This window comes from Amycolatopsis sp. NPDC051903 (genome assembly GCF_044452505.1).
In the GTDB taxonomy this organism is placed as follows: Bacteria; Actinomycetota; Actinomycetes; order Mycobacteriales; family Pseudonocardiaceae; genus Amycolatopsis.
Genome location: NZ_JBITBT010000034.1, coordinates 28,387 through 48,973, shown reverse-complemented (window position 1 = coordinate 48,973; position 20,587 = coordinate 28,387). Strand labels below are relative to the sequence as shown.

Sequence of the window (20,587 nt, the reverse complement as noted above, 5' to 3'; positions counted from 1 at the left end):
ATGACACTGCACTTCACGGCCGGCGACGTGCGCGCGCTCGTCACCGGCGACGTGGCGCTCGCCGCGGCCCGCGACGCCGTGCAGGCCGAGGCGGACGGCGAGACGTTGGCGGTCGCGCGCACCGACATGCCCACGCCCCGCGGGTTCCTGCGCGTGATGCCCGGCCGGTTCCGCGGGATCGGCGGGATGAAAACGATGTCGATGACCCGCGGCGTCGGCAACCGCTACCTGCTCACCGTTTACGACCTCACCGACGGCGACGTGCTGGCGATCCTCGACGCCGACGAGATCACACGCCTGCGCACCTCCGCCACCACCACGATCGCGGCCGAGCTGTTGCTCGACGGCGCCGAACCGGTGCGGCTCGGCCTGCTGGGCACGGGGTTCGAGGCGACCGGGCACCTGCAGAGCCTCGCGAAGCGCTTCCCGCTGGCCGAGGTGTCCGTCTACAGCCGCGACGCCGGCCGGCGCGCGAAGTTCGCGGCCACCACGAGCGAGTCCCTGGGCATCGAGGTGGTCCCGGCCGACAGCCCGGAAGCGGCGGTGGCCGGCGCGGAACTGGTGTGCCTGGCCACCAAGGACAGCCGGCCGGTCGTCGACGGGGCCGCGTTCGCGCCGGGCGCGGTCGTGCTGTCGATCGGCTCTACGCGACCGGATCTGCGCGAGCTGGACGAGCGCGCGTTCGCCCGCGCCTCGCGCGTGCTGGCCGACTCAGTGCCGGGGGTGCTCGCCGAATCCGGCGACGTGCGGGCGGCGCTCGACGCCGGGGTGCTGGCGGAAGAACAGATCGTGCCCATGGCGGCGGCGACCGGCGTCCTGGCCGACGCCACCGGGTTGCGGGTGTTCAAGTCCGTGGGCACCGCGCTGCAGGACCTCGCGCTCGCCGCCGCGGTGATCGACGCCGCCTCCGCCGGCGGCCGTGGCCGCGAGCTGGGCGAACTCGCCGCGCTCAAGCCCAGTGAAGCACCCCCTCGGCCCGCGCGCGCCGAGGCGTGAAGAACGGAGAAACCATGACCCGACACGTCATCCGGTTCGCGCACGCGCTCGTCGAGGTGCCCGATCCCGGCGCGTCCACCGAATTCCTCACCACCGGGCTGCGGTTCGCGCACGAGCGGCGCGACGACGTCGACTGGTTCGTGCCGCGCGGCGAGTACAACGCGCCGGGCCGCCCGGGGCTCGGGCTCGTCGAAGGCAGCGCGACGAAGCTGCGGCAGATCACCGCCGACGTCGAGCCCGGTTCGCTCGACGCCGTCGCGGCGAACCTCGACGGCCTCGAGCACCCGTGGACCCGCGACGACACCGGTCTGCGCACGGCCGACCCGGCGGGCACCCCGCTCCTGCTGCGCGTGCCCGAGCCGGAGAAGTGGCCGCAGCCCGCGGCGCAGAACACGCCGCGCCGCCTCGGGCACATCAACTTCAAGCTGCCCGGGGTCCTCACCGTCGACGAGTTCTGGCAACGGGCCTTCGGCGCCAAGAAGTCCGAGCAGATCGGCAAGGAGTTCGCGTTCCTGCGCTTCGGGTCCGAGCACCACAACCTGGGCCTGCGTGAAGGCGAGGGGCCGGCGATCCACCACCTGGGCTTCCAGTTGCCCGGCTGGGACGCCTACCGCGAGATCTGCGACCACCTCGCCGAGACCGGTTACTCGGTCGAGTACGGTCCCGGCCGGCACGGGCCCGGCAACAACATCTTCATCTACGTCGTGGACCCGACGTCCGGGCTGCGGTTCGAGCTGTTCACGGACATGGAGCACATCCACGACGAGAACCACTACGAACCGCCGCGGTGGCAGCTGAGCGACCGGCCCCGCACCATGAACAAGTGGGGCCCGGCGCCCCCGGACTCGTTCCTGTTCGGCTAGTCCACCGTGGACTGTGAGAAGGGAGAGCCATGACCGCACCGTGGTGGTCGCAGCTGTTCGACGGCGAGGAAGCCCGCGCCTACCACCGTCAGCACGGCGGTGACCGGCGCCCGCTCGGGCAGCGCCCCGTCGTCCTGGTCGTCGACGTGACCCGCGCGTTCACGGGCGAGGAAGGCGAAACGCTCGACGAGTCCACCGCGCGGTGGCCTACGAGCTGCGGCCCGAACGCCTGGACGGCCATGCCGTACCTGCGCCACGTCGTCGACCTGGCGACCACCCGGGGGTGGCCGCTGGTCTACACGACGGCCCAGGTCGGCGCGGCCGCGCGGTTCGGCGGCACGGTGAAGGGCGAGCTGTCGGCCATGGGCTCACCCATGGACCGGCCGGGCGCCCAGGAGATCCCGGACGAGATCGCGCCGCCCGACGGCGCGCTGGTGCTCGCCAAACCCAAGGCCAGCGCGTTCTTCGACACCTCGCTGGCGGCCCACCTCATCCGGCTCGGGGCCGATTCCCTCGTCGTCGCCGGCGCCACCACGTCCGGCTGCGTCCGCGCCACCGTCGTCGACGGCCACTCCCACGGCTGGCCGGTGTTCGTCGTCGAGGACGCCTGCTTCGACCGCGCGCGCCTGAGCCACGGCGTGAACCTGTTCGAGATGAACGCCAAGTACGCGGACGTGCTGACCACCGCGGAACTCACCACGCTCGCCGGCTGAACACGGCGCCCGTTCGGAACGGGGAAGGCCTCCGCCCGGCGGCAACCGGACGGGCGCCTTCCGATCAGCGTTCGCCCGGCCCGGAAGGGGGAGAAGGTGAGCGCCGGCAAGAAGAGGGTTCACTCGCCCTTACCCGGCAGGGGTTTCGCCGGAGAAGTCCACAAAGGACTCAGTGATCGGGCGCGGTTCGCAGCGTCGAGGCCCGCACCACCAGTTCCGGGAGGTAGGTGACCTGCTGGTGCACGTGCCCGGGATCCGACGTCTCCTGGATCAGCAGCTCCGCCGCCGTGCGGCCGAGGCGGTGGCGGGGCTGGCGGACCGACGTGAGGGGCACCGTGGCGGCCGCGGCGAACTCGATGTCGTCGTAGCCGACGATGGCGAGGTCGTCGGGCACGCGGATGTGCAGGGCCGCGCAGCTGCGCAGCAGGCCGAGCGCCACGAGGTCGTTGACGCAGAACGCGGCGGTCGGGCGCGTGGCCGACGGGAGGCCCGCCAGGCGCTGGCCCGCGTTGCTCCCGTCCTCCACGGTCAGCTGGGGCGTGGCGAGGTCCACCAGGTGGTCCGGGCCGAGCCCGGCGCCGGCCAGGGCGCGTAGCGCGCCCTCGCGGCGGTCGCGGACCTGGCCGAGCGTCACCCGGCCACCGACGAACGCGATGCGCTCGTGGCCTTGCTCGATGAGGTGGCGCACGGCGATCTCGCCGCCGCGGACGTCGTCGACGGCGACGGAGCAGTGGCTGTCGTCGTGGCGCCGGCGGTCGACGATGACCAGGGGCGTGCCGCGGCGGGTGAACTCCTCGAGTGCGGGGGAGTCGGGGTCGACGGGGGTGATCAACACCCCTTGCACGCGTTGCTGTTCGAGCCGGCTGAGGTAGGCGCTCTCGCGCTCGGCGAGGTTCGCGCTGTTGCACACGAACAGGGCCAGGTCGTCCTCGGCGGCGACGTCTTCCATGCCCGCGGCGACGTCGGTGAAGAACGGGTTGCGGCCGTCCAGCACCACGTACGCGAGCACGCGGCTGCTGCCGGCGCGCAACTGCCGCGCGGACTCGTTGCGCACGAAGTTGAGCTTGATCATCGCGGCTTCGACCTTCGCCCGCGTCTTCGGGCTCACGCGGTGCGGGCGGTTGAGCACGTTGGACACCGTGCCCAGCGATACGCCCGCGGCCGCGGCGACGTCCTTGATCCCCGCCGCCCGGGTCGCGGGCCCCGCCACCTGGTTCGCGTCTTCCACCCGGCACCCATCCTTGGTTGAAACGTGACAATCACGCAACGTCGCCTGAAAAACGGCCCCTTCATCGTTGCTCGCTGCGTCATTGACTTTTCGTTCTAGCGCATAGTAGCGTCGCCGCGCCAGGTTTGTGAAACCTTTCAATCCCGGAGGTCGCGATGACGCGGCAAGAGCGCGACCGAGTGCCACTGCTCGAGGTCCGCGGGGTCTCGAAGTCGTTCGGCGCGGTCGCGGCGGTCGCGGGCGTTTCGTTCCCGCTCTACGCCGGCGAGGCCCACGCTTTGGTCGGCGAGAACGGTGCGGGCAAGTCCACGATCGTCAAGATGCTGGCCGGTGTGCACCGCCCCGACACGGGGACGCTGCTGCTGGAGGGCCGGGAGGTCGAGTTCTCCTCGCCGGCCGACGCGAAGGCCGCGGGGATCGCCGTGATCTACCAGGAACCCACGCTCTTCCCCGACCTGACCGTCGCCGAGAACATCGTGATGGGCCGCCACCCGCGCGGCCGGCTGGGGATGATCGACCGGTCGGCGATCCGGGAGGAGGCCGAGCGCCTCTTCGCCCGGCTCGGCGTGCGCATCGATCCGAACCGCCCGGCGCGCGGGCTGTCGATCGCCGACCAGCAGATCGTCGAGATCGCCAAGGCGCTCAGCTCCGACGCGCGGGTGCTCGTGATGGACGAGCCGACCGCGGCGCTGAGCCTGGTGGAGGTCGAGCGGCTCTTCTCCGTGGCGCGGGCGCTGCGCGACGAGGGCGCGGCGATCATGTTCATCTCCCACCGCTTCGAGGAGATCACCGACCTGTGCCAGCGCGTGACGATCATGCGCGACGGCAAGCACGTCTCCACCGACGCGATCGAGGACGTCACGGTCGACGAGATGGTGCGCCGGATGGTCGGGCGCGACCTGGAGGCGCTGTTCCCCAAGCAGGACGTGGAACCGGGCGCAGTGGTGCTCGAAGTGGACGGTCTGGCGCGCGAAGGCGTCTTCCGGGACATCTCCTTCGAGGTGCGGGCCGGGGAGATCGTCGCGTTCGCCGGGCTCGTCGGCTCGGGCCGGTCCGAAGTGGTCCAGGCGGTGTTCGGAGTGGACGAACGCGACGCGGGTGTCGTGCGGGTCAACGGGAAGAAGCTCAAGCCGCACTCGCCGCGCGCGGCGATGTCGGCCGGGATGGCGCTCGTGCCGGAGGACCGGCGCCAGCAGGGCCTGGTGATGGAGCTGTCGATCGAGCGCAACGTGACGCTGCCGCGGGCGCGCGCGTTGTCGAAGCTCGGCCTGCTGCTCGGGCCGGGCGAACGCCGGGAGGCGCTGCGCTGGACGGAGCGGCTGCGCACGAAGTACGGGCGCCTCGGCGACGCGGTCGGCACGCTCTCGGGCGGCAACCAGCAGAAGGTCGTGCTCGCCAAGTGGCTCGCGATGGCGCCGAAGGTGCTGATCGTGGACGAGCCGACGCGCGGCATCGACGTCGGCACGAAAGCGGAGGTGCACCGGCTCATGTCGGCGCTCGCGGCCGAAGGGGTCGCGGTGGTGATGGTGTCCTCGGAGCTGCCGGAGGTGCTCGGCATGGCCGATCGCGTGCTGGTGATGCGTGAGGGCCGGATCGTGGCGGAGATCCCGCGGGCCGAGGCCGACGAGAACTCGGTGATGTTCGCGGCGATGGGACAGGGAGCGGCGGCATGAGGACTGCTTGCAGGTCCGAATCATCGAGCACCACGCTCGCCGACGCGATGCTGCTGCCGCGCCTCGGCGCGTCCGAAAAGGAGGCGGCGTGAACGCGACGAAGGTGGCGGCCCCGCCGCCCCGGCAGGTCAACGCGCGGGAGGGGCGGTCGGTGTTCGGGACCGTGTTCAAGGCGCGCGAGTCGGGCATCGTGCTCGCGCTCGTGGTGCTGGTGGTGTTCACCGCGACGCAGAACTCGCGGTTCCTGTCGGGCCAGAGCATCCGCGACATCCTGCTCGGCACGGCGATCCTCGCGGTGCTGGCCGTGGGGCAGGCGGTCGTGATGATCACGCGCAACATCGACCTGTCCGTGGGCTCGGTGCTGGGGCTGTGCGCGTTCGCGGTGGGGACGCTGTTGCGCGACAACCCCGGGCTGCCGGTGATCGTGGCGCTGCTCGCGGGACTGGCGCTCGGCGCGGTGTGCGGGCTGGTCAACGGCGCGGTGGTCCGGTTCGGCCGCGTGCCGGCGCTGGTCGTCACGCTGGGCACGCTCTACGCGTTCCGCGGCGCGACCTACTTCTGGGCCGGCGGACAGCAGATCAACGCGGACAAGCTGCCGCCCTCGTTCCTCGACTTCGGCGATTCGTCGGTGCTGGGCGTGCCGTGGCTGGTGCTCATCGCGGTGCTGGTGATCGTGGTCGCCGGGGTGGTGCTGCGCAACTACCGCGGCGGCCGGGAGCTGTACGCGATGGGCTCGAGCCCGCAGGCCGCGCAGCTCGCCGGCATCAAGGTCGGGCGCAACACCACCATCGCGTTCCTCGTGAGCGGTGCGCTGGCGGGCCTGGCGGGCGTGCTGTTCGCCGCGCGGTTCGGCACGGTCGACGCCGCGGCCGGCACGGGTTACGAGCTCAACGTGGTCGCCGCCGCGGTCGTGGGCGGGGTCGCGGTGTTCGGCGGCAGCGGCACGGTGTGGGGCGCGAGCCTCGGCGCGCTCCTGCTGACGGTGATCGGCAGCGCGCTGGCCGTGCTGGACATCAACCAGTTCTGGCAGCAGGCGATCGTCGGCGCCTTGATCCTGCTCGCCATCGGCGCCGATCGGCTGGTCGCGGTCCGCGTCGCGAAGGCACTGAAGAAGAGGGATTCCCATGTCTGACACCCCCGTGCCCCGGGCGCACCGCCGGCCGGCGTGGCTCGACCGGCTCGCGAGCTGGGACGTCGCCGTCATCGTGATCGCGGTGGTGGTCCTGCTCGTCTCCTCCGGCGCCGTCGAGAACTTCGGCACGAGCCGCAACTACACGTTCCTGCTCCTGGACCTGCTGCCGATCGCACTGATGGCGCTGCCGATGACGTTCATCATCGTCACCGGCGAGATCGACCTGTCGGTGGCGAGCACGCTCGGGCTGACCTCGGCGGTGATGGGCTCGCTGTGGAACTCGGGGCTCACCATCGAGTCGATCATCCCGCTGTGCATCGTGCTCGGCGCGGTGCTGGGCGCCGTCAACGGCTTCTTCGTCACGGTACTGAAGCTGCCGTCGCTGGCCGTCACGATCGGCACGATGGCGCTCTACCGCGGGCTCGCCTTCGTGGTCCTCGGCGACAGCGCGGTGGCCGACTTCCCGGGCTCCTACACCACGTGGGTCACCGGGACGCTCGGCGGCGGCCCGATCCCGAACGTCCTGCTCCCCCTGATCGTGCTGGCGATCGTGTTCGGGGTCGTGCTGCACGCGACGCCGATCGGGCGCGGGGTGTTCGCGGCCGGTGCCAGCGACCAGGCCGCGCGCTTCGCCGGCGTCCGCACGGGCCGGCTGAAGTTCTGGCTCTACGTCGTCAGCGGCGCGGTCGCGGGCCTCGCCGGGGTCCTGTGGACGCTGCGCTACTCCAGCGCCCGCGCGGACAACGGCTTCGGCCTCGAGCTCGCCGTGGTCGCCGCGGTGCTGCTCGGCGGCGTCTCGATCTTCGGCGGCAAGGGCACGCTGCCCGGTGTGCTCGGCGGCGTCGTCCTGCTCGCCACGCTGCAGAACGCGCTGCGGCTGCAGGACGTGTCCAACGAAGCGCTCAACATCGTGACCGGCGTGCTGCTGATCATCTCGGTCCTGCTGCCCAACGTCATCTCCTCCGCCCGCGCCGCGCTGCAGCGGCGAAGGCGCCGATCCCCGTCCCCCGAACCCGGAGCTCTCGCCGGTGCCGGGCAGTAACCCCAGAAAGGTGACGAAGATGTCCCGACGAACCCTCACCGGTCTCGTGTCGGTCGTGAGCGCGGCCGGGCTCGTCCTGAGCCTGACCGCGTGCGGCGGCACCACGAAGAACGACAGCGCGGGCTCCGGCCCGGCTGCGTCCACCGCGTCGGCGAACCCGGACGCCCCCAGCAAGACGGGCGTCAAGATGGCGTTCCTGCCCAAGCAGCTCAACAACCCCTACAGCGACATCGAGGTCGGCGGCGGCAAGACCGCGCTGGACGAGCTCAAGGGCGAGTACAAACTGGTCGGCCCGAACGACGCCAGCGCGTCCTCGCAGGTCAGCTACATCAACACGCTGATCCAGCAGCAGCAGGACGTGATCGGCATCGCCGCCAACGACCCGAACGCGGTGTGCCCGTCGCTCAACCAGGCGCGCAGCGCCGGCATCAAGGTCGTCGCGTTCGACTCGGACGCGGCCAAGAACTGCCGCGACGTGTTCATCAACCAGGCCACCACGCAGGGCATCGGCGAGCAGCTGGTCAAGATGGCCAGCGAGCTGGCCGGTGGCTCCGGTGAGATCGCGATCCTGTCCGCGACGCCCAACGCCACCAACCAGAACGCGTGGATCGCCGTGATGCAGGAGGAGCTCAAGAAGCCGGAGTACTCGAAGCTCAAGGTCGACAAGATCGCCTACGGCAACGACGACGACCAGAAGTCGTTCCAGGAGGCCCAGGGCCTGCTGCAGTCGTTCCCGAACCTCAAGGTGATCGTGTCGCCGACCACGGTCGGCATCGCGGCCGCGGCGCGCTACGTGAGCACCTCCAGCTACAAGGGCAAGGTCGCCATCACCGGCCTGGGTACGCCCAACCAGATGCGCGCGTTCGTCAAGGACGGCACGGTGAAGGAGTTCGCGCTCTGGAACCCGGCCGACATCGGTTACCTCGCCGCGTACGCGGGCGTGGCGCTGAGCTCCGGCCAGATCACCGGCGCGCAGGGCCAGAAGTTCAAGGCGGGCAAGCTCGGTGAGTACACGATCGGCGCCGACGGCGAGATCGTGCTCGGCCCGCCGACCGTGTTCAATGCCGGCAACATCGACAAGTACAACTTCTGAGCGGGGCGGCCGGCCGGGCCCCGTGCCCGGCCGGCTCCCGCCGAGTCCATCGAGTCCACTGAGGACGGAGATCGTGGCGCGTTACTGCTTCCAGCTCCAGGTCCGGCCCGAGAAGATCGCGGAGTACGCCGAACGCCACCGCGCGGTGTGGCCGGAGATGCGGGCGGCCCTGCGCGAGACCGGCTGGCGCAACTATTCGCTGTTCCTGCGCGGGGACGGCCTGCTGATCGGGTACGTCGAGGCCGACGACCTGGCCGCCGCGCAGGCGGCGATGGCCGAAACCGAGGTGAACGCGCGCTGGCAGGCGGAGATGGCGCCGTTCTTCACCGGTCTCGGCGGTGGCGCGCCCGATGAGGGGTTTGCCTTGCTCACCGAGGTTTTTCATCTGGACGACGAGCGCGCGAGCGCCTGAGGGGAAAGACGTGATCGAGTTGCCCGACCTCACTTCCGTGAAATCCGCGCTGCGGGCGCAGCGGATCGAGACGCCCTCGTGGGCCTTCGCGAACTCCGGCACCCGCTTCAAGGTCTTCCCGCAGAAGGGGGTGCCCCGCACCGCCGAGGAGAAGATCGCCGACGCGGCGACGGTGCACCACTTCACCGGTGTCGCGCCGAGCGTGGCCCTGCACATCCCGTGGGACCGCGTCGACGACTTCCGCGCCCTGCGTGCCTACGCCGAAGACCTCGGCGTGACGATCGGCGCCATCAACACCAACGTGTTCCAGGACGAGGACTACAAGCTCGGCTCGGTGACCAACCCGGATCCGGCGATCCGGCGCAAGGCGACCGATCACCTGCTCGAGGCGATCTCCATCATGGACGTCACGGGTTCGCGCGATCTGAAGCTGTGGTTCTCCGACGGGCTCAACTACCCGGGTCAGGACGACCTGCGCGATCGCCAGGACCGGCTGGCCGCGGCGTTGCGCGAGGCGTACGACCGGCTGGGCGAGGACCAGCGGATGCTGCTGGAGTACAAGTTCTTCGAGCCCGCGTTCTACGCCACGGATGTGCCGGACTGGGGCACCTCCTACGCGCACTGTGTGGAGCTGGGGGAGAAGGCCACGGTGTGCATCGACACCGGGCACCACGCGCCGGGCACGAACATCGAGTTCATCGTGGCGTTCCTGCTGCGGGCCGGCAAGCTGGGCGCGTTCGACTTCAACTCGCGCTTCTACGCCGACGATGATCTGATGGCCGGGGCGGCGGATCCGTTCCAGCTGTTCCGGATCATGAACGAGATCGTCCGCGGTGGCGCGCTCGACCCGGCGTACGGCATCAACTTCATGCTCGACCAGTGCCACAACATCGAGGCGAAGATCCCGGCGATCATCCGGTCGGTGATGAACGTGCAGGAGGCCACGGCGAAGGCGCTGCTCGTGGACCGGGACGCGTTGCGCGCCGCCCAGCAGGCCGGTGACGTGCTCGGCGCGAACGCCGCGCTGATGGACGCGTACAACACCGACGTGCGGCCGATCCTGGCCGAGGTCCGCGAAGACGCGGGCCTCGACCCCGACCCGGTCGCCGCCTACCACCGCAGCGGGTACCAGCAGAAGATCGAGGCCGAGCGCGCCGACGGGCAGCAGGCCGGATGGGGAGCATGAGCATGACCGTGCCCGAGGAGCTGATCGCCCGCAGCAACGCGCTGGGCGCCGATCCGCGGAACACGAACTACGCCGGCGGCAACACCTCCGCCAAGGGGGAGGTGACCGACCCCGTCACGGCCAAACCGGTGGAACTGCTGTGGGTCAAGGGCTCCGGCGGCGACCTCGGCACGCTGACCGAGGCCGGGCTGGCCGTGCTGCGGCTGGACCGGCTGCGCGCGCTCGTCGACGTCTACCCCGGTGTCGAGCGCGAAGACGAGATGGTCGCGGCGTTCGACTACTGCCTGCACGGCCGCGGGGGCGCGGCGCCGTCGATCGACACGGCCATGCACGGCTTGGTCGAAGCGGCGCACGTGGACCACCTGCACCCGGATTCGGGCATCGCGCTCGCGACCGCGGCCGACGGCGCGGCGCTGACGAAGGAGTGCTTCGGCGACCGCGTGGCGTGGGTCGACTGGCGGCGGCCGGGGTTCCAGCTGGGCCTGGACATCGCGGCGGTGAAGGCGGCCAACCCGCAGGCGATCGGCGTGATCCTCGGCGGCCACGGCATCACCGCATGGGGCGCCACCTCCGAGGAGTGCCGGACGAACTCGCTGGACATCATCCGCACCGCGGAGAAGTTCCTGGCCGAGCGCGGCAAGGCCGAGCCGTTCGGTGCCGCCGTCCGGGGCTTCGAGCCGTTGCCCGAGCCCGAGCGGCACGTGCGCGCCGCCGCGCTGGCACCGGTGATCCGCGGGCTCGCGTCCACGGACCAGCGGCAGGTCGGGCACTTCACCGACTCCGACGTGGTGCTGGAGTTCCTGTCCCGCGAGAAGCTCGCGCCGCTGGCCGCGCTGGGCACGTCGTGCCCCGACCACTTCCTGCGGACCAAGGTGCGCCCGCTCGTCGTGGACCTGCCCGCGACGGCGCCGCTGGCGGACGTCGTCGGGCGGCTGCGGGAACTGCACGCGGAGTACCGCGAGTCCTACCGCGCCTACTACGAGCGCTACGCCACGCCGGACTCGCCGGCGATGCGCGGGGCCGACCCGGCGATCGTGCTGGTCCCGGGCGTCGGGATGTTCTCCTTCGGCAAGGACAAGCAGACCGCGCGGGTGGCGGGCGAGTTCTACGTCAACGCGATCAACGTGATGCGCGGCGCGGAGGCCGTCTCCACCTACGCCCCGATCCCCGAGAGCGAGAAGTTCCGGATCGAGTACTGGGCGCTGGAGGAGGCCAAGCTCAAGCGGATGCCCAAGCCGAAGCCGCTGGCCGGGCGCATCGCGCTGGTCACCGGAGCCGCCTCCGGCATCGGCCGTGCCATCGCCGAACGACTGGCGGCTGAGGGCGCCTGCGTCGCGATCGCGGACCTCGACGCCGAAGCGGCCGAGGAGGTCGCGAAGGGCATCGGCGGCCCGGACAAGGCCGTCGCGGTCACCGCGAACGTCACCGACCCCGCGGCCGTCGCGGCGGCTGTCGACGCCACCGCGCTGGCGTTCGGCGGTATCGACCTGGTGGTGAACAACGCCGGGCTGTCGATCTCGAAGCCGTTGCTGGAGACCAGTGAACGCGACTGGGACCTGCAGCACGACGTGATGGCCAAGGGTTCGTTCCTGGTGTCGCAGGCCGCGGCGAAGGCGATGATCGCCCAGGGCCTCGGCGGCGACGTCGTCTACATCTCGTCGAAGAACTCGGTGTTCGCCGGCCCGAACAACGTCGCCTACGGTGCGGCCAAGGCCGACCAGGCCCACCAGGTCCGGCTGCTCGCGGCCGAACTCGGCGAGCACGGCATCCGCGTCAACGGCATCAACCCCGACGGCGTCGTCCGCGGCTCCGGCATCTTCGCCGGCGGCTGGGGCGCGCAGCGGGCCGCGGTCTACGGCGTGCCCGAGGAGAAGCTCGGCGAGTTCTACGCCCAGCGCACCATCCTCAAGCGCGAGGTGCTGCCCGAGCACGTCGCCGCTGCGGTGTTCGCCCTCACCGGCGGCGACCTCACCCACACCACGGGCCTGCACGTCCCCGTCGACGCCGGGGTCGCGGCGGCGTTCCTCCGCTGAGTGCATTCCGCAAGGCAGAAGAGGAGATCATGACCGACACGCTCGCGCGGCCCGCCTCCCCGGGCCTGGACCGCATCACCCCGCGCCGCACCCGCGTCGGCCTCGTCGCCGGCGGGCTCGGCGCGTACTGGCCGCAGTTCCCCGAGCTGCTGCCGCAGCTGCAGGCCTCGGCCCGGCGGGTCGCCGAGCGGCTGTCGGGCATGGACTGCGAGGTCGTCGACGTCGGCTTCATCTCCGACGCGCAGGAAGGCGCGGTCGCGGCGGAGACGCTGCGGCAAGCCGACTGCGACCTCATCATCGGGTTCCTCACGACCTACCTGACCTCCAGCATGCTGGCGCCGATCGCGCAGCGCAGCGGCTCGCCGGTGCTGCTGATCAACCTGCAGCCCACCGAGGCGATGGACCACGCCACGTTCGACACCGGCGCGTGGCTGGCCTACTGCGGTGCCTGCCCGCTGCCGGAGATGGCCAACGCGTTCCGCCGCGTCGGCGTCGAGTTCCGCTCGGTGTCCGGTTACTTGGAGGACGAGCGGGCCTGGACGAAGATCTCGCGCTGGATCAAGGCGGCCGGGGTGCGCGCGGCGTTCCGGCACGGGCGCCACGGCCTGCTCGGCCACCTGTACCCGGGCATGATGGACGTCTCCACCGACCCGACGCTGGTGTCGGCGCAGCTCGGCGGGCACGTCGAGATCCTGGAGATCGACGACCTGCGCGTGCGCGTCGAACAGGTCACCGACGCCCAGACGAGCGCCCGGATGGCGCTGGCCCGGGAAGTGTTCACTGTGGACAGTTCGGTCGTCGAGGAGGACTTCGCCTGGGGCGCGAAGGTTTCGGTCGCCCTCGACCGGCTCGTCGAGGACTTCGAGCTCGACTCCCTGGCGTACTACCACCGCGGGCTCGACGGGGAAACGCACGAACGGGTCGGCGCCGGGTTCATCCTCGGCGCTTCGCTGCTGACGGCTCGAGGGGTGCCGGCAGTCGGCGAGTACGAGCTGCGGGCGTCGCTGGCGATGCTGCTGCTGGACCGCCTCGGCGCCGGCGGCTCGTTCACCGAACTGCAAGCGCTGAACTTCCGCGACAACGTCGTGGAGATGGGCCACGACGGCCCGGCGCACCTCGCGATCAGCGCGCGCAAACCGCTGCTGCGCGGGCTCGGTGTCTACCACGGCAAGCGCGGCTGGGGCGTGTCCGTCGAATTCGACGTGCAGCACGGCCCGGTGACGCTGTGCGGGCTCGGCCAGCAGCGCGACGGCACGTTCGTGCTCGTCGCGTCGGAGGGTGAGGTCGTGCCCGGGCCGTTGCTGCGGATCGGGAACACGACGTCGCGGGTGGACTTCGGCTGCGACCCGGGCGAGTGGACCGACGCGTGGTCGGCCACGGGCGTGAACCACCACTGGGCGCTGGGCACCGGGCACCGCGTCGCCGAGCTGCGGGCGGTCGCCGACCTGCTCGGGCTCGGGCTGACCGTGGTGGACGTGTGATGCGGCTGGCCGCCGTCGACCTCGGGGCCACCAGCGGCCGTGTGATGGCCGGGACCGTCGGGACCACGGGGCGCCGGCGGCTCGACCTCGAAGAGGTGCGCCGCTTCCCCAACGGCGGCGTGCGCGTCGCCGCCGGTGCCGGCTCGACCTTGCACTGGGACGTGCTCGGGCTCTACCGCGAGGTGCTCCGCGGGATCCAGGAAGCCGGGGACCTCGCGGGGATCGGCATCGACTCGTGGGCCGTCGACTACGGGCTGCTCGACGCGCGCGGCGCGCTGCTCGGCAACCCCGTGCACTACCGCGACGCCCGCACCGACGGGGTGGCCGAACGCGTGCACCGGACGATCCCGGCGCGGGAGCTGTTCTCCGTCACCGGTTTGCAGGAGCTGCCGTTCAACACGCTCTACCAGCTCGTGTCCGAAGGGGACCGGCTCGCGGCGGCCGAGACGATGCTGCTGATCCCGGACCTGCTGAGCTACTGGCTCACCGGGTCCGTCGGGGCCGAGCGCACCAACGCGTCGACCACGCAGCTCTACGACGTGCGCTCGCGGACCTGGGCGGCCGGTCTCGCCGAGCGAGCGGGCATTCCCGCGCGGCTGCTGCCGCCGCTGCGCGAGCCGGGGGACCGCGTCGGGGTGCTGCGGCCGGAGCTGGCCGACGAGCTCGGTGCGGGGGCGGTACCGGTCGTCGCCGTCGGGTCGCACGACACCGCGTCGGCCGTCGTGGCGGTGCCCGCCGCAAGCGGCGAGAACTTCGCGTACATCTCGTCGGGCACGTGGTCGCTCGTCGGGCTGGAGCTGCCCGAGCCGGAGCTGGGAGACGCGGCGCTGGCCGCGAACTTCACCAACGAGTCCGGAGTGGACGGCACGATCCGGTTCCTGCGCAACGTGATGGGCCTGTGGGTGCTCACGGAGACGGTGCGCACGTGGGCCGCGCACGGTCAGCACGTGGACCTCGCCGAGGTGCTCGCCGAGGCGGCCGCGGCACCCGCGCTGTCGGCGGTGGTGGACATCGACGCGCCCGAGTTCCTGCCGCCGGGGGACATGCCGGCGCGGCTCGCGGCGGCGTGCCGGCGCACGGGCCAGCGGCCGCCGGAGACCCGCGGCGGACTGGTCCGGTGCATTGTGGACAGTCTCGCCCTCGCGTACCGCCGGGCCGTGCGGCAGGCCGCCGAGCTGACCGGGCGGACGGTCGACGTCGTGCACGTCGTCGGCGGCGGGACGCGCAACGAGCTGCTGTGCCAGCTGACCGCGGACGCGTGCGGCGTCCCCGTGCTGGCCGGGCCCGTCGAGGCGGCCGCGCTGGGCAACGTCCTCGTGCAGGCGCGGGCGCTGGGCGCCGACCTGCCCGATCTCGCGGCCATGCGTAGGCTGGTCCGCGAGACGCAGCCGCTGAAGCGCTACGAACCGTCGGGCGGCGACTGGGCGGCGGCCGAGGCGCGGCTGACCCGGTTTCGAGACGAGCCAGCGGAGGTGCGCGCGTGAAGGTCGCGGTGCTGGTGACCTGCATCAACGACTCGATGTTCCCCGACACCGGCAAAGCTGTGTTCCGCCTGCTGCGGCGCTTGGGCGTCGACGCGGACTTCCCCGAGGCGCAGACGTGCTGCGGGCAGCCGATGGTCAACACCGGCTACCTCGACGAGGCGGTGCCGGTGGTGCGGGCGTTCGCGGACGCGTTCGCCGGGTACGACGCGGTGGTCACGCCGTCGGGATCGTGCGCGGGGTCGGCGCGCCACCAGCACGGGCTCGTCGCGCGGCGCGCGGGGGAGCCGCGGCTGGCGCAGGGGCCGAAGGTGTACGAGCTGAGCGAGTTCCTCGTGGACGTGCTCGGGGTGACCGACGTGAACGCCTACTTCCCGCACCGCGTCACCTACCACCCGACGTGCCACTCGCTGCGCATGCTCGGCGTCGGCGACAAGCCGTTGCAGCTGCTGCGTGCCGTACGGGGCATCGACCTGGTGGAGCTGCCCGCGGCCGACGAGTGCTGCGGGTTCGGCGGGACGTTCGCGGTGAAGAACGCCGAGACGTCCACCGCCATGGGGGCGGACAAGGCCCGCCACGTGCGCGACACCGGCGCGGAAGTGCTGGTGGCGGGGGACAATTCGTGTCTGCTGCACATCGGCGGCGTGCTGTCGCGGCAGCGGTCGGGTGTGCGCGTGCTGCACCTGGCCGACGTGCTGGCTTCGACCGAGGAGGACGCGTGAGCGCCACGTTCGTCGGCATGCCGGCGTTTCCCGCCGCGGCCCGGGAGGCGCTCGCGGACACCCAGCTGCGGCGCAACCTCGCCCACGCCACCGGCACGATCCGCGCCAAGCGCGCGACCGTCGTCGGCGAGGTCGAGGAGTGGGAAGAGCTGCGCCTGGCCGGTGCGGCGATCAAGGACAACACCCTGCGCCGCCTCGACGAGCACCTGCTCACGCTGGAAGCGGCGCTGCAGGCGCACGGCGCGACCGTGCACTGGGCGCGCGACGCGGCCGAGGCGTGCGACATCGTCGCCGGCATCGCGCAGGGCCACGGCGTCGACGAGGTCGTGAAGGTCAAATCGATGGCCACGCAGGAGATCGAGCTCAACGAGGCGCTCGCCGAGCGGGGCATCACCGCGTGGGAGACCGACCTCGCGGAGCTGATCGTGCAGCTCGGCGACGACCTGCCCAGCCACATCCTCGTGCCCGCGATCCACCGCAACCGCGCGGAGATCCGGGAGATCTTCCGCCGTGAGATGGCCGCGGCCGGCCGTCCCGCGCCCGAGGGACTCACCGACGATCCGGCCGAACTCGCCGGCGCCGCGCGGCTGCACCTGCGGGAGAAGTTCCTGCGGGCCAAGATGGCCGTTTCGGGCGCGAACTTCGCGGTGGCCGAGAGCGGCACCCTGGTGGTCGTCGAGTCCGAGGGCAACGGGCGGATGTGCCTGACGCTGCCCGAGGTGCTGGTGTCGGTGGTGGGCATCGAGAAGATCGTGCCCACGTGGGCCGATCTCGACGTGTTCCTGCAGCTGCTCCCGCGCTCCAGCACGGGCGAGCGCATGAACCCCTACACCTCGACGTGGTCCGGCCTCACCCCCGGCGACGGGCCGCAGGAGATGCACGTGGTGCTGCTGGACAACGGGCGCACCCGGGCGCTGGCCGACGAGATCGGGCGCCAGGCCTTGCGCTGCATCCGCTGTTCGGCCTGCCTCAACGTCTGCCCCGTCTACGAACGCACCGGCGGCCACGCCTACGGCTCGGTGTACCCGGGGCCCATCGGCGCCATCCTGAACCCCTTGCTGAAGGGCGTGGGCGTCGACGAACAGACCGACTCCCTGCCGTACGCCTCGAGCCTGTGCGGCGCGTGTTTCGAAGCCTGCCCCGTGCGCATCGACATCCCCGAAGTCCTGGTCCACCTGCGTTCGAAGGTCGTCGACGCCCACCGCACCGGCACCCCGAAAGCCGAGGCGCTGGCCATGAAATCCGCTTCGTGGGTCCTCGCCGACGCGCGCCGCCTGGGCCTCGCGGAACGCGGTCTCGGCTGGGTCGGGCGCGTCACCACCCGCCTCGGCCGCAGCGTGCTGCCGGGTGGCCGCCGATCGCTGGGCCGGCTGCCGTGGCCGGCGTCGCTGTGGACCAGTGCCCGGGACCTGCCCGCACCACCGCCGGAGTCGTTCCGCACGTGGTGGCGCCGGGAGGGCCGCCGATGACCACCACCCCGGGAGCCGATCTCCGATGACCGCCCGTGACGACATCCTCGGAGCCGTCCGCTCCGCCCTCGCCTCCGCCGACCGCGCCGACACCGCGGTCCCGCGCGGCTACCGCGCGGTACCCGCCCCGGCCGGCGTCGTCGACCTCTTCGCCGCCCGCGTCGTGGACTACCGCGCCACCCTCACGCGTTGCGCGCCGGCCGACGTCCCGGCCGTCGTCCGGACGACCCTCGGCCCCGCCCGCTCCGTTCTCGTCCCGGACGGCTTCCCGTACCCCGTCGACGGCGTGCCCGACGCCGACGACCTGGACACGGTCGACGCCGTCGTCACCACCGCGGCCGTCGGCATCGCGCGCACGGGCACCCTCGTCCTGGACCACGGCCCCGGCCAGGGCCGCCGCGCCCTGACGCTCGTGCCCGACACCCACGTCTGCGTCCTGCCCACCACGCGCATCGTCCCCGGCGTCCCCGACGCGATCGAGCTCCTGGACCCGGCCCGCCCCCAGACGTGGATCAGCGGACCCAGCGCCACGAGCGACATCGAACTCAACCGGGTCGAGGGCGTGCACGGGCCCCGCAACCTCCACGTGGTCCTCGTCGAACCCTGAGCACCGGACCCGGCGCGGGGGGGGGGGGGGGCGCGCCCCCGCGGCCCCCCCCCCCCCCCCCCCGCCCGCCGCCCCCCGGCCGCACGCACCAACCCCGCGCCCCCCCCCCGCCCCCCCCCCCGGCCGAGAACCGTCAGGCCCGGGCGGCGCCGTTCACTTCCACCGGTGCCGCCCCGCCGTTGCGCACCTCCGGCAGCAGTTCCTGCGGATGCGTCGCAAGAGCCTCGACTTCGACCGTGAGGTAGGGGAACAACGGCAGCGACGTCAGCACCTCGTGCAGGTGCGTGGCGTCGCGCGTGTCGTAGAGGCCGAGCGTGCCGGGTTTGCCCGGCAGGCGCCAGAGCTTCTTCAGCACGCCCTCGGCGCGCAGGCGCATCGCCAGGGCGCGCTCCTGCGCCCGCAGGTCGGCCAGGTGCTCCGCCGTCAGGTGTGGTGGGAAGCCGGTGGTCGTTCGGACCAGGAATTCCATGGGGTTCTCCCTGTTCTGTCGGGTTCGGTATCTGAAGTGGACGGACGGGGAACCTCAGACGCGCCGCAACGCGTCCGCGAGGTCGGCCGGCGCCGTGACCATCGCCTCGTGGCCGGTGGCGAGCTCGTGGACGGGGTAGCCGCGGTCGCGGGCCCGCTGGGCGTAGGGCGCGAACACGGCCATCCAGTCCGTGCAGTCGAGGTAGGTCGCGGGCAGGTCGCCGGGCAGCGCGGCGCTGACCGGGTCCAGGTAGGTCTTCCACGGGTGCGGTGACAGGCGCGGCGTGAGCCAGTCCAGGTCGGCCTGCTCGGTCACGCCCAGTACCTGCAGGGAACGCGGCGGGATGAGCCAGCCGAAGCCGGGGCCGTCGACCGATTCGCGGTAGTGCCCGGCGACGTGCTCGGGCAGCAGGTCGATCGCGCGCTCGCCGGCGTCGGCCACGAACGCGTCGAGGTACACCGCGTGCCCGACCCGGGCGCGGCTGCGCGCCGCGACCTCGGTGACGACCTGCCCCGCGTAGCTGTGCCCCACCAGCACCACGTCGGTCAGGTCCCACGCCTCGAGCAGCCCGGCGACGTCCTCGGCGTGGGTGTCGAGCCCGACGTCCGGGGAGATCAGGTGCCGCCGGTCGCTGATCCCCGTGAGGGTCGGTGCGAAGACCCGGTGCCCGTGGCGCTCGAGTTCCGCGGTCACGCGCTGCCAGCACCAGCCGCCGTGCCAGGCCCCGTGAATCAGTACGTAGGTGCTCATCCCGCCCCTTCGTTATCCGAACTACATCTCAGCGCTGATTGCGCGACAGGATTGTTAACAATAAAGTACAACCAGATCAGCGATGAGGGAAGGACACCTTCAGTGCCGAAAGAGCGTCTGACCCGGGCCGCGGTGACGACCGGCCGCCGCCGCGTGGAGTTTCGCGAGCTGCCGGTCCCGGACCTGTCCGACGGCGACGGCCTGCTCGCCGTCGAGGCGGTGGGGATCTGCGGGTCCGACGCGGTCTCCTTCGACCGCGCCGACGAGCCGGCCCGCGTGATGGGGCACGAGACCGTGGGGGTGATCGCGGAGGCGACGGCGTCCGCGGTGGCCAGGTGGGGTGTGGCGCCGGGGGACCGCGTGCTGCTGGAGGAGTACCTCCCTTGTGGACACTGCCGGTTCTGCCGGTCCTCGGAGTACCGGTGGTGCCTGGAATCCGACCCGGACGCGACGCCCGGCGCGCTGCGGTACGGCACCACGCCGCTGACCGTGGCCCCGGGTCTGTGGGGTGGTTTCAGCGAACTGCAGTACCTGCACCCGCGCACGGTCCTGCACCGCGTGCCGGACGGGCTGCCCCCGGACGTCGCGACGATGGCGCTGCCGGTGGCCAACGGGTACGAGTGGGCCTACCGCCACGGCGGCGTCGGTCCGGGGTCGGCGATCGTCGTGATCGGCCCCGGCCAGCAGGGTCTCGGCTGCGTGCTGGCTTCGCGCGTGGCCGGCGCGTCGGTGATCGTCGCGGTCGGCCTCGAACGCGACGGCGCGCGTCTCGACGCGGCCCGGTCGCTCGGCGCTACGCACACCCTCGTCAGCGGTCCCGACCTGGTGTCGCAAGTGCTCGCGGCCACCGGAGGAGAAGGGGCCGACATCGTCGTGAACACCGCGGCCGGCACCGCCGCGGTCTTCAACGACGCCGTGGCGATGCTGCGGAAGTCGGGCCGCCTGGTGCTGCCCGTGCGCGAGCGGAAGCCGCAGGACGGGGTCGACCTCGGTGTGCTCTCCCGCAAGTGCGTGACGGCGGTCGGCATGCGCGGCCACAGTTTCGACGCGGTCGAGTCCGCCCTCGGCATCCTGCAGGACGAACTCGCTCTCGTCCGTCCACTCGCGACGATGACCGTGCCCTACGACCGGGTCGCCGACGCCATCCTCTCCACCGGTGGTGCGGGGCCCGTCGCCGACGTCATCCACGCGACCGTCACGGTCGCGCCCCAGCATTGAAACGCGCAGCACACAAGCC

Annotated in this window: 19 protein-coding genes; 16 read left to right on the top strand and 3 right to left on the bottom strand. The window is 72.0% G+C overall.

All coding sequences use genetic code 11. The features are described from left to right. Genes ACIA77_RS41055 through ACIA77_RS41045 form a run of 3 tightly spaced genes read left to right on the top strand, consistent with a single transcriptional unit; the run spans window position 1 to window position 2,572 of the window. The gene (locus ACIA77_RS41055; protein WP_395891551.1) at window positions 1-996 is read left to right on the top strand and encodes an ornithine cyclodeaminase family protein; all 996 of its coding nucleotides are present in this window, start codon (window positions 1-3) and stop codon (window positions 994-996) included. 14 nt (window positions 997-1,010) lie between these two features. Further along, window positions 1,011-1,859 carry a VOC family protein gene (locus tag ACIA77_RS41050; RefSeq protein ID WP_395891550.1) on the top strand — a complete coding sequence of 283 codons (849 nt, stop codon included), beginning with the start codon at window positions 1,011-1,013 and terminating at the stop codon, window positions 1,857-1,859. A 29-nt stretch (window positions 1,860-1,888) separates the two neighbouring features. Continuing rightward, window positions 1,889-2,572, top strand: a complete 684-nt coding sequence (locus ACIA77_RS41045; protein WP_395891549.1) for an isochorismatase family protein — start codon at window positions 1,889-1,891, stop codon at window positions 2,570-2,572. A gap of 169 nt (window positions 2,573-2,741) precedes the next feature. Here ACIA77_RS41045 and ACIA77_RS41040 read toward each other — a convergent pair whose 3' ends face one another. Next, window positions 2,742-3,752, bottom strand: coding sequence for a LacI family DNA-binding transcriptional regulator (locus tag ACIA77_RS41040; protein WP_395891597.1), 1,011 nt, complete (start codon window positions 3,750-3,752; stop codon window positions 2,742-2,744). A gap of 203 nt (window positions 3,753-3,955) precedes the next feature. Between ACIA77_RS41040 and ACIA77_RS41035 the strand changes: the two genes are divergently transcribed. From ACIA77_RS41035 to ACIA77_RS40980, 12 genes are all read left to right on the top strand, one after another. Further along, a complete protein-coding gene (locus ACIA77_RS41035; protein ID WP_395891548.1) occupies window positions 3,956-5,473 on the top strand; it encodes a sugar ABC transporter ATP-binding protein in 1,518 nt (505 codons plus the stop codon). Between the two features lie 88 nt (window positions 5,474-5,561). Beyond that, the gene (locus ACIA77_RS41030; RefSeq protein WP_395891547.1) at window positions 5,562-6,605 is read left to right on the top strand and encodes an ABC transporter permease; all 1,044 of its coding nucleotides are present in this window, start codon (window positions 5,562-5,564) and stop codon (window positions 6,603-6,605) included. Beyond that, window positions 6,598-7,647, top strand: a complete 1,050-nt coding sequence (locus ACIA77_RS41025) for an ABC transporter permease (protein WP_395891546.1) — start codon at window positions 6,598-6,600, stop codon at window positions 7,645-7,647. Before ACIA77_RS41030 ends, ACIA77_RS41025 begins: the two co-directional genes overlap by 8 nt. Window positions 7,648-7,666: 19 nt before the next feature. Next, a complete protein-coding gene (rhaS, locus tag ACIA77_RS41020; RefSeq protein WP_395891545.1) occupies window positions 7,667-8,740 on the top strand; it encodes a rhamnose ABC transporter substrate-binding protein in 1,074 nt (357 codons plus the stop codon). Window positions 8,741-8,813: 73 nt separating this feature from the next. Further along, window positions 8,814-9,152, top strand: a complete 339-nt coding sequence (locus ACIA77_RS41015) for an L-rhamnose mutarotase (RefSeq protein WP_395891544.1) — start codon at window positions 8,814-8,816, stop codon at window positions 9,150-9,152. Window positions 9,153-9,162: 10 nt separating this feature from the next. Further along, entirely contained in the window at window positions 9,163-10,338 is a 1,176-nt protein-coding gene (gene rhaI, locus ACIA77_RS41010) for an L-rhamnose isomerase (RefSeq protein ID WP_395891543.1), read from the top strand. Between the two features lie 2 nt (window positions 10,339-10,340). After that, complete coding sequence (locus tag ACIA77_RS41005; RefSeq protein ID WP_395891542.1) at window positions 10,341-12,371, top strand: bifunctional aldolase/short-chain dehydrogenase; 2,031 nt, start codon at window positions 10,341-10,343, stop codon at window positions 12,369-12,371. Window positions 12,372-12,400: 29 nt separating this feature from the next. Continuing rightward, window positions 12,401-13,852, top strand: coding sequence for an arabinose isomerase (locus ACIA77_RS41000; protein WP_395891541.1), 1,452 nt, complete (start codon window positions 12,401-12,403; stop codon window positions 13,850-13,852). Beyond that, the gene (locus ACIA77_RS40995) at window positions 13,852-15,336 is read left to right on the top strand and encodes a rhamnulokinase family protein (RefSeq protein WP_395891540.1); all 1,485 of its coding nucleotides are present in this window, start codon (window positions 13,852-13,854) and stop codon (window positions 15,334-15,336) included. Before ACIA77_RS41000 ends, ACIA77_RS40995 begins: the two co-directional genes overlap by 1 nt. Further along, window positions 15,333-16,055 (top strand): (Fe-S)-binding protein, encoded by a 723-nt coding sequence (locus ACIA77_RS40990; protein ID WP_395891539.1) that lies wholly within the window; start codon window positions 15,333-15,335, stop codon window positions 16,053-16,055. Before ACIA77_RS40995 ends, ACIA77_RS40990 begins: the two co-directional genes overlap by 4 nt. 17 nt (window positions 16,056-16,072) lie before the next feature. Continuing rightward, entirely contained in the window at window positions 16,073-17,524 is a 1,452-nt protein-coding gene (locus ACIA77_RS40985; protein ID WP_395891596.1) for a lactate utilization protein B, read from the top strand. A gap of 25 nt (window positions 17,525-17,549) precedes the next feature. Then, window positions 17,550-18,131, top strand: coding sequence for a lactate utilization protein C (locus tag ACIA77_RS40980; protein WP_395891538.1), 582 nt, complete (start codon window positions 17,550-17,552; stop codon window positions 18,129-18,131). Between the two features lie 133 nt (window positions 18,132-18,264). On the opposite strand, the gene ACIA77_RS40975 is transcribed toward ACIA77_RS40980, so the two are convergent. Together ACIA77_RS40975 and ACIA77_RS40970 are read right to left on the bottom strand one after the other, a co-directional pair. Further along, on the bottom strand, window positions 18,265-18,600 hold the full coding sequence (locus ACIA77_RS40975) for a muconolactone Delta-isomerase (protein WP_395891537.1): 336 nt from the start codon (window positions 18,598-18,600) through the stop codon (window positions 18,265-18,267). Window positions 18,601-18,654: 54 nt separating this feature from the next. Next, window positions 18,655-19,350: an alpha/beta fold hydrolase gene (locus ACIA77_RS40970; RefSeq protein WP_395891536.1), complete on the bottom strand. Its 696-nt coding sequence runs from the start codon at window positions 19,348-19,350 to the stop codon at window positions 18,655-18,657. Between the two features lie 102 nt (window positions 19,351-19,452). Between ACIA77_RS40970 and ACIA77_RS40965 the strand changes: the two genes are divergently transcribed. Beyond that, complete coding sequence (locus tag ACIA77_RS40965; protein ID WP_395891535.1) at window positions 19,453-20,568, top strand: zinc-binding dehydrogenase; 1,116 nt, start codon at window positions 19,453-19,455, stop codon at window positions 20,566-20,568. The last annotated feature ends 19 nt before the right edge of the window (window positions 20,569-20,587 follow it).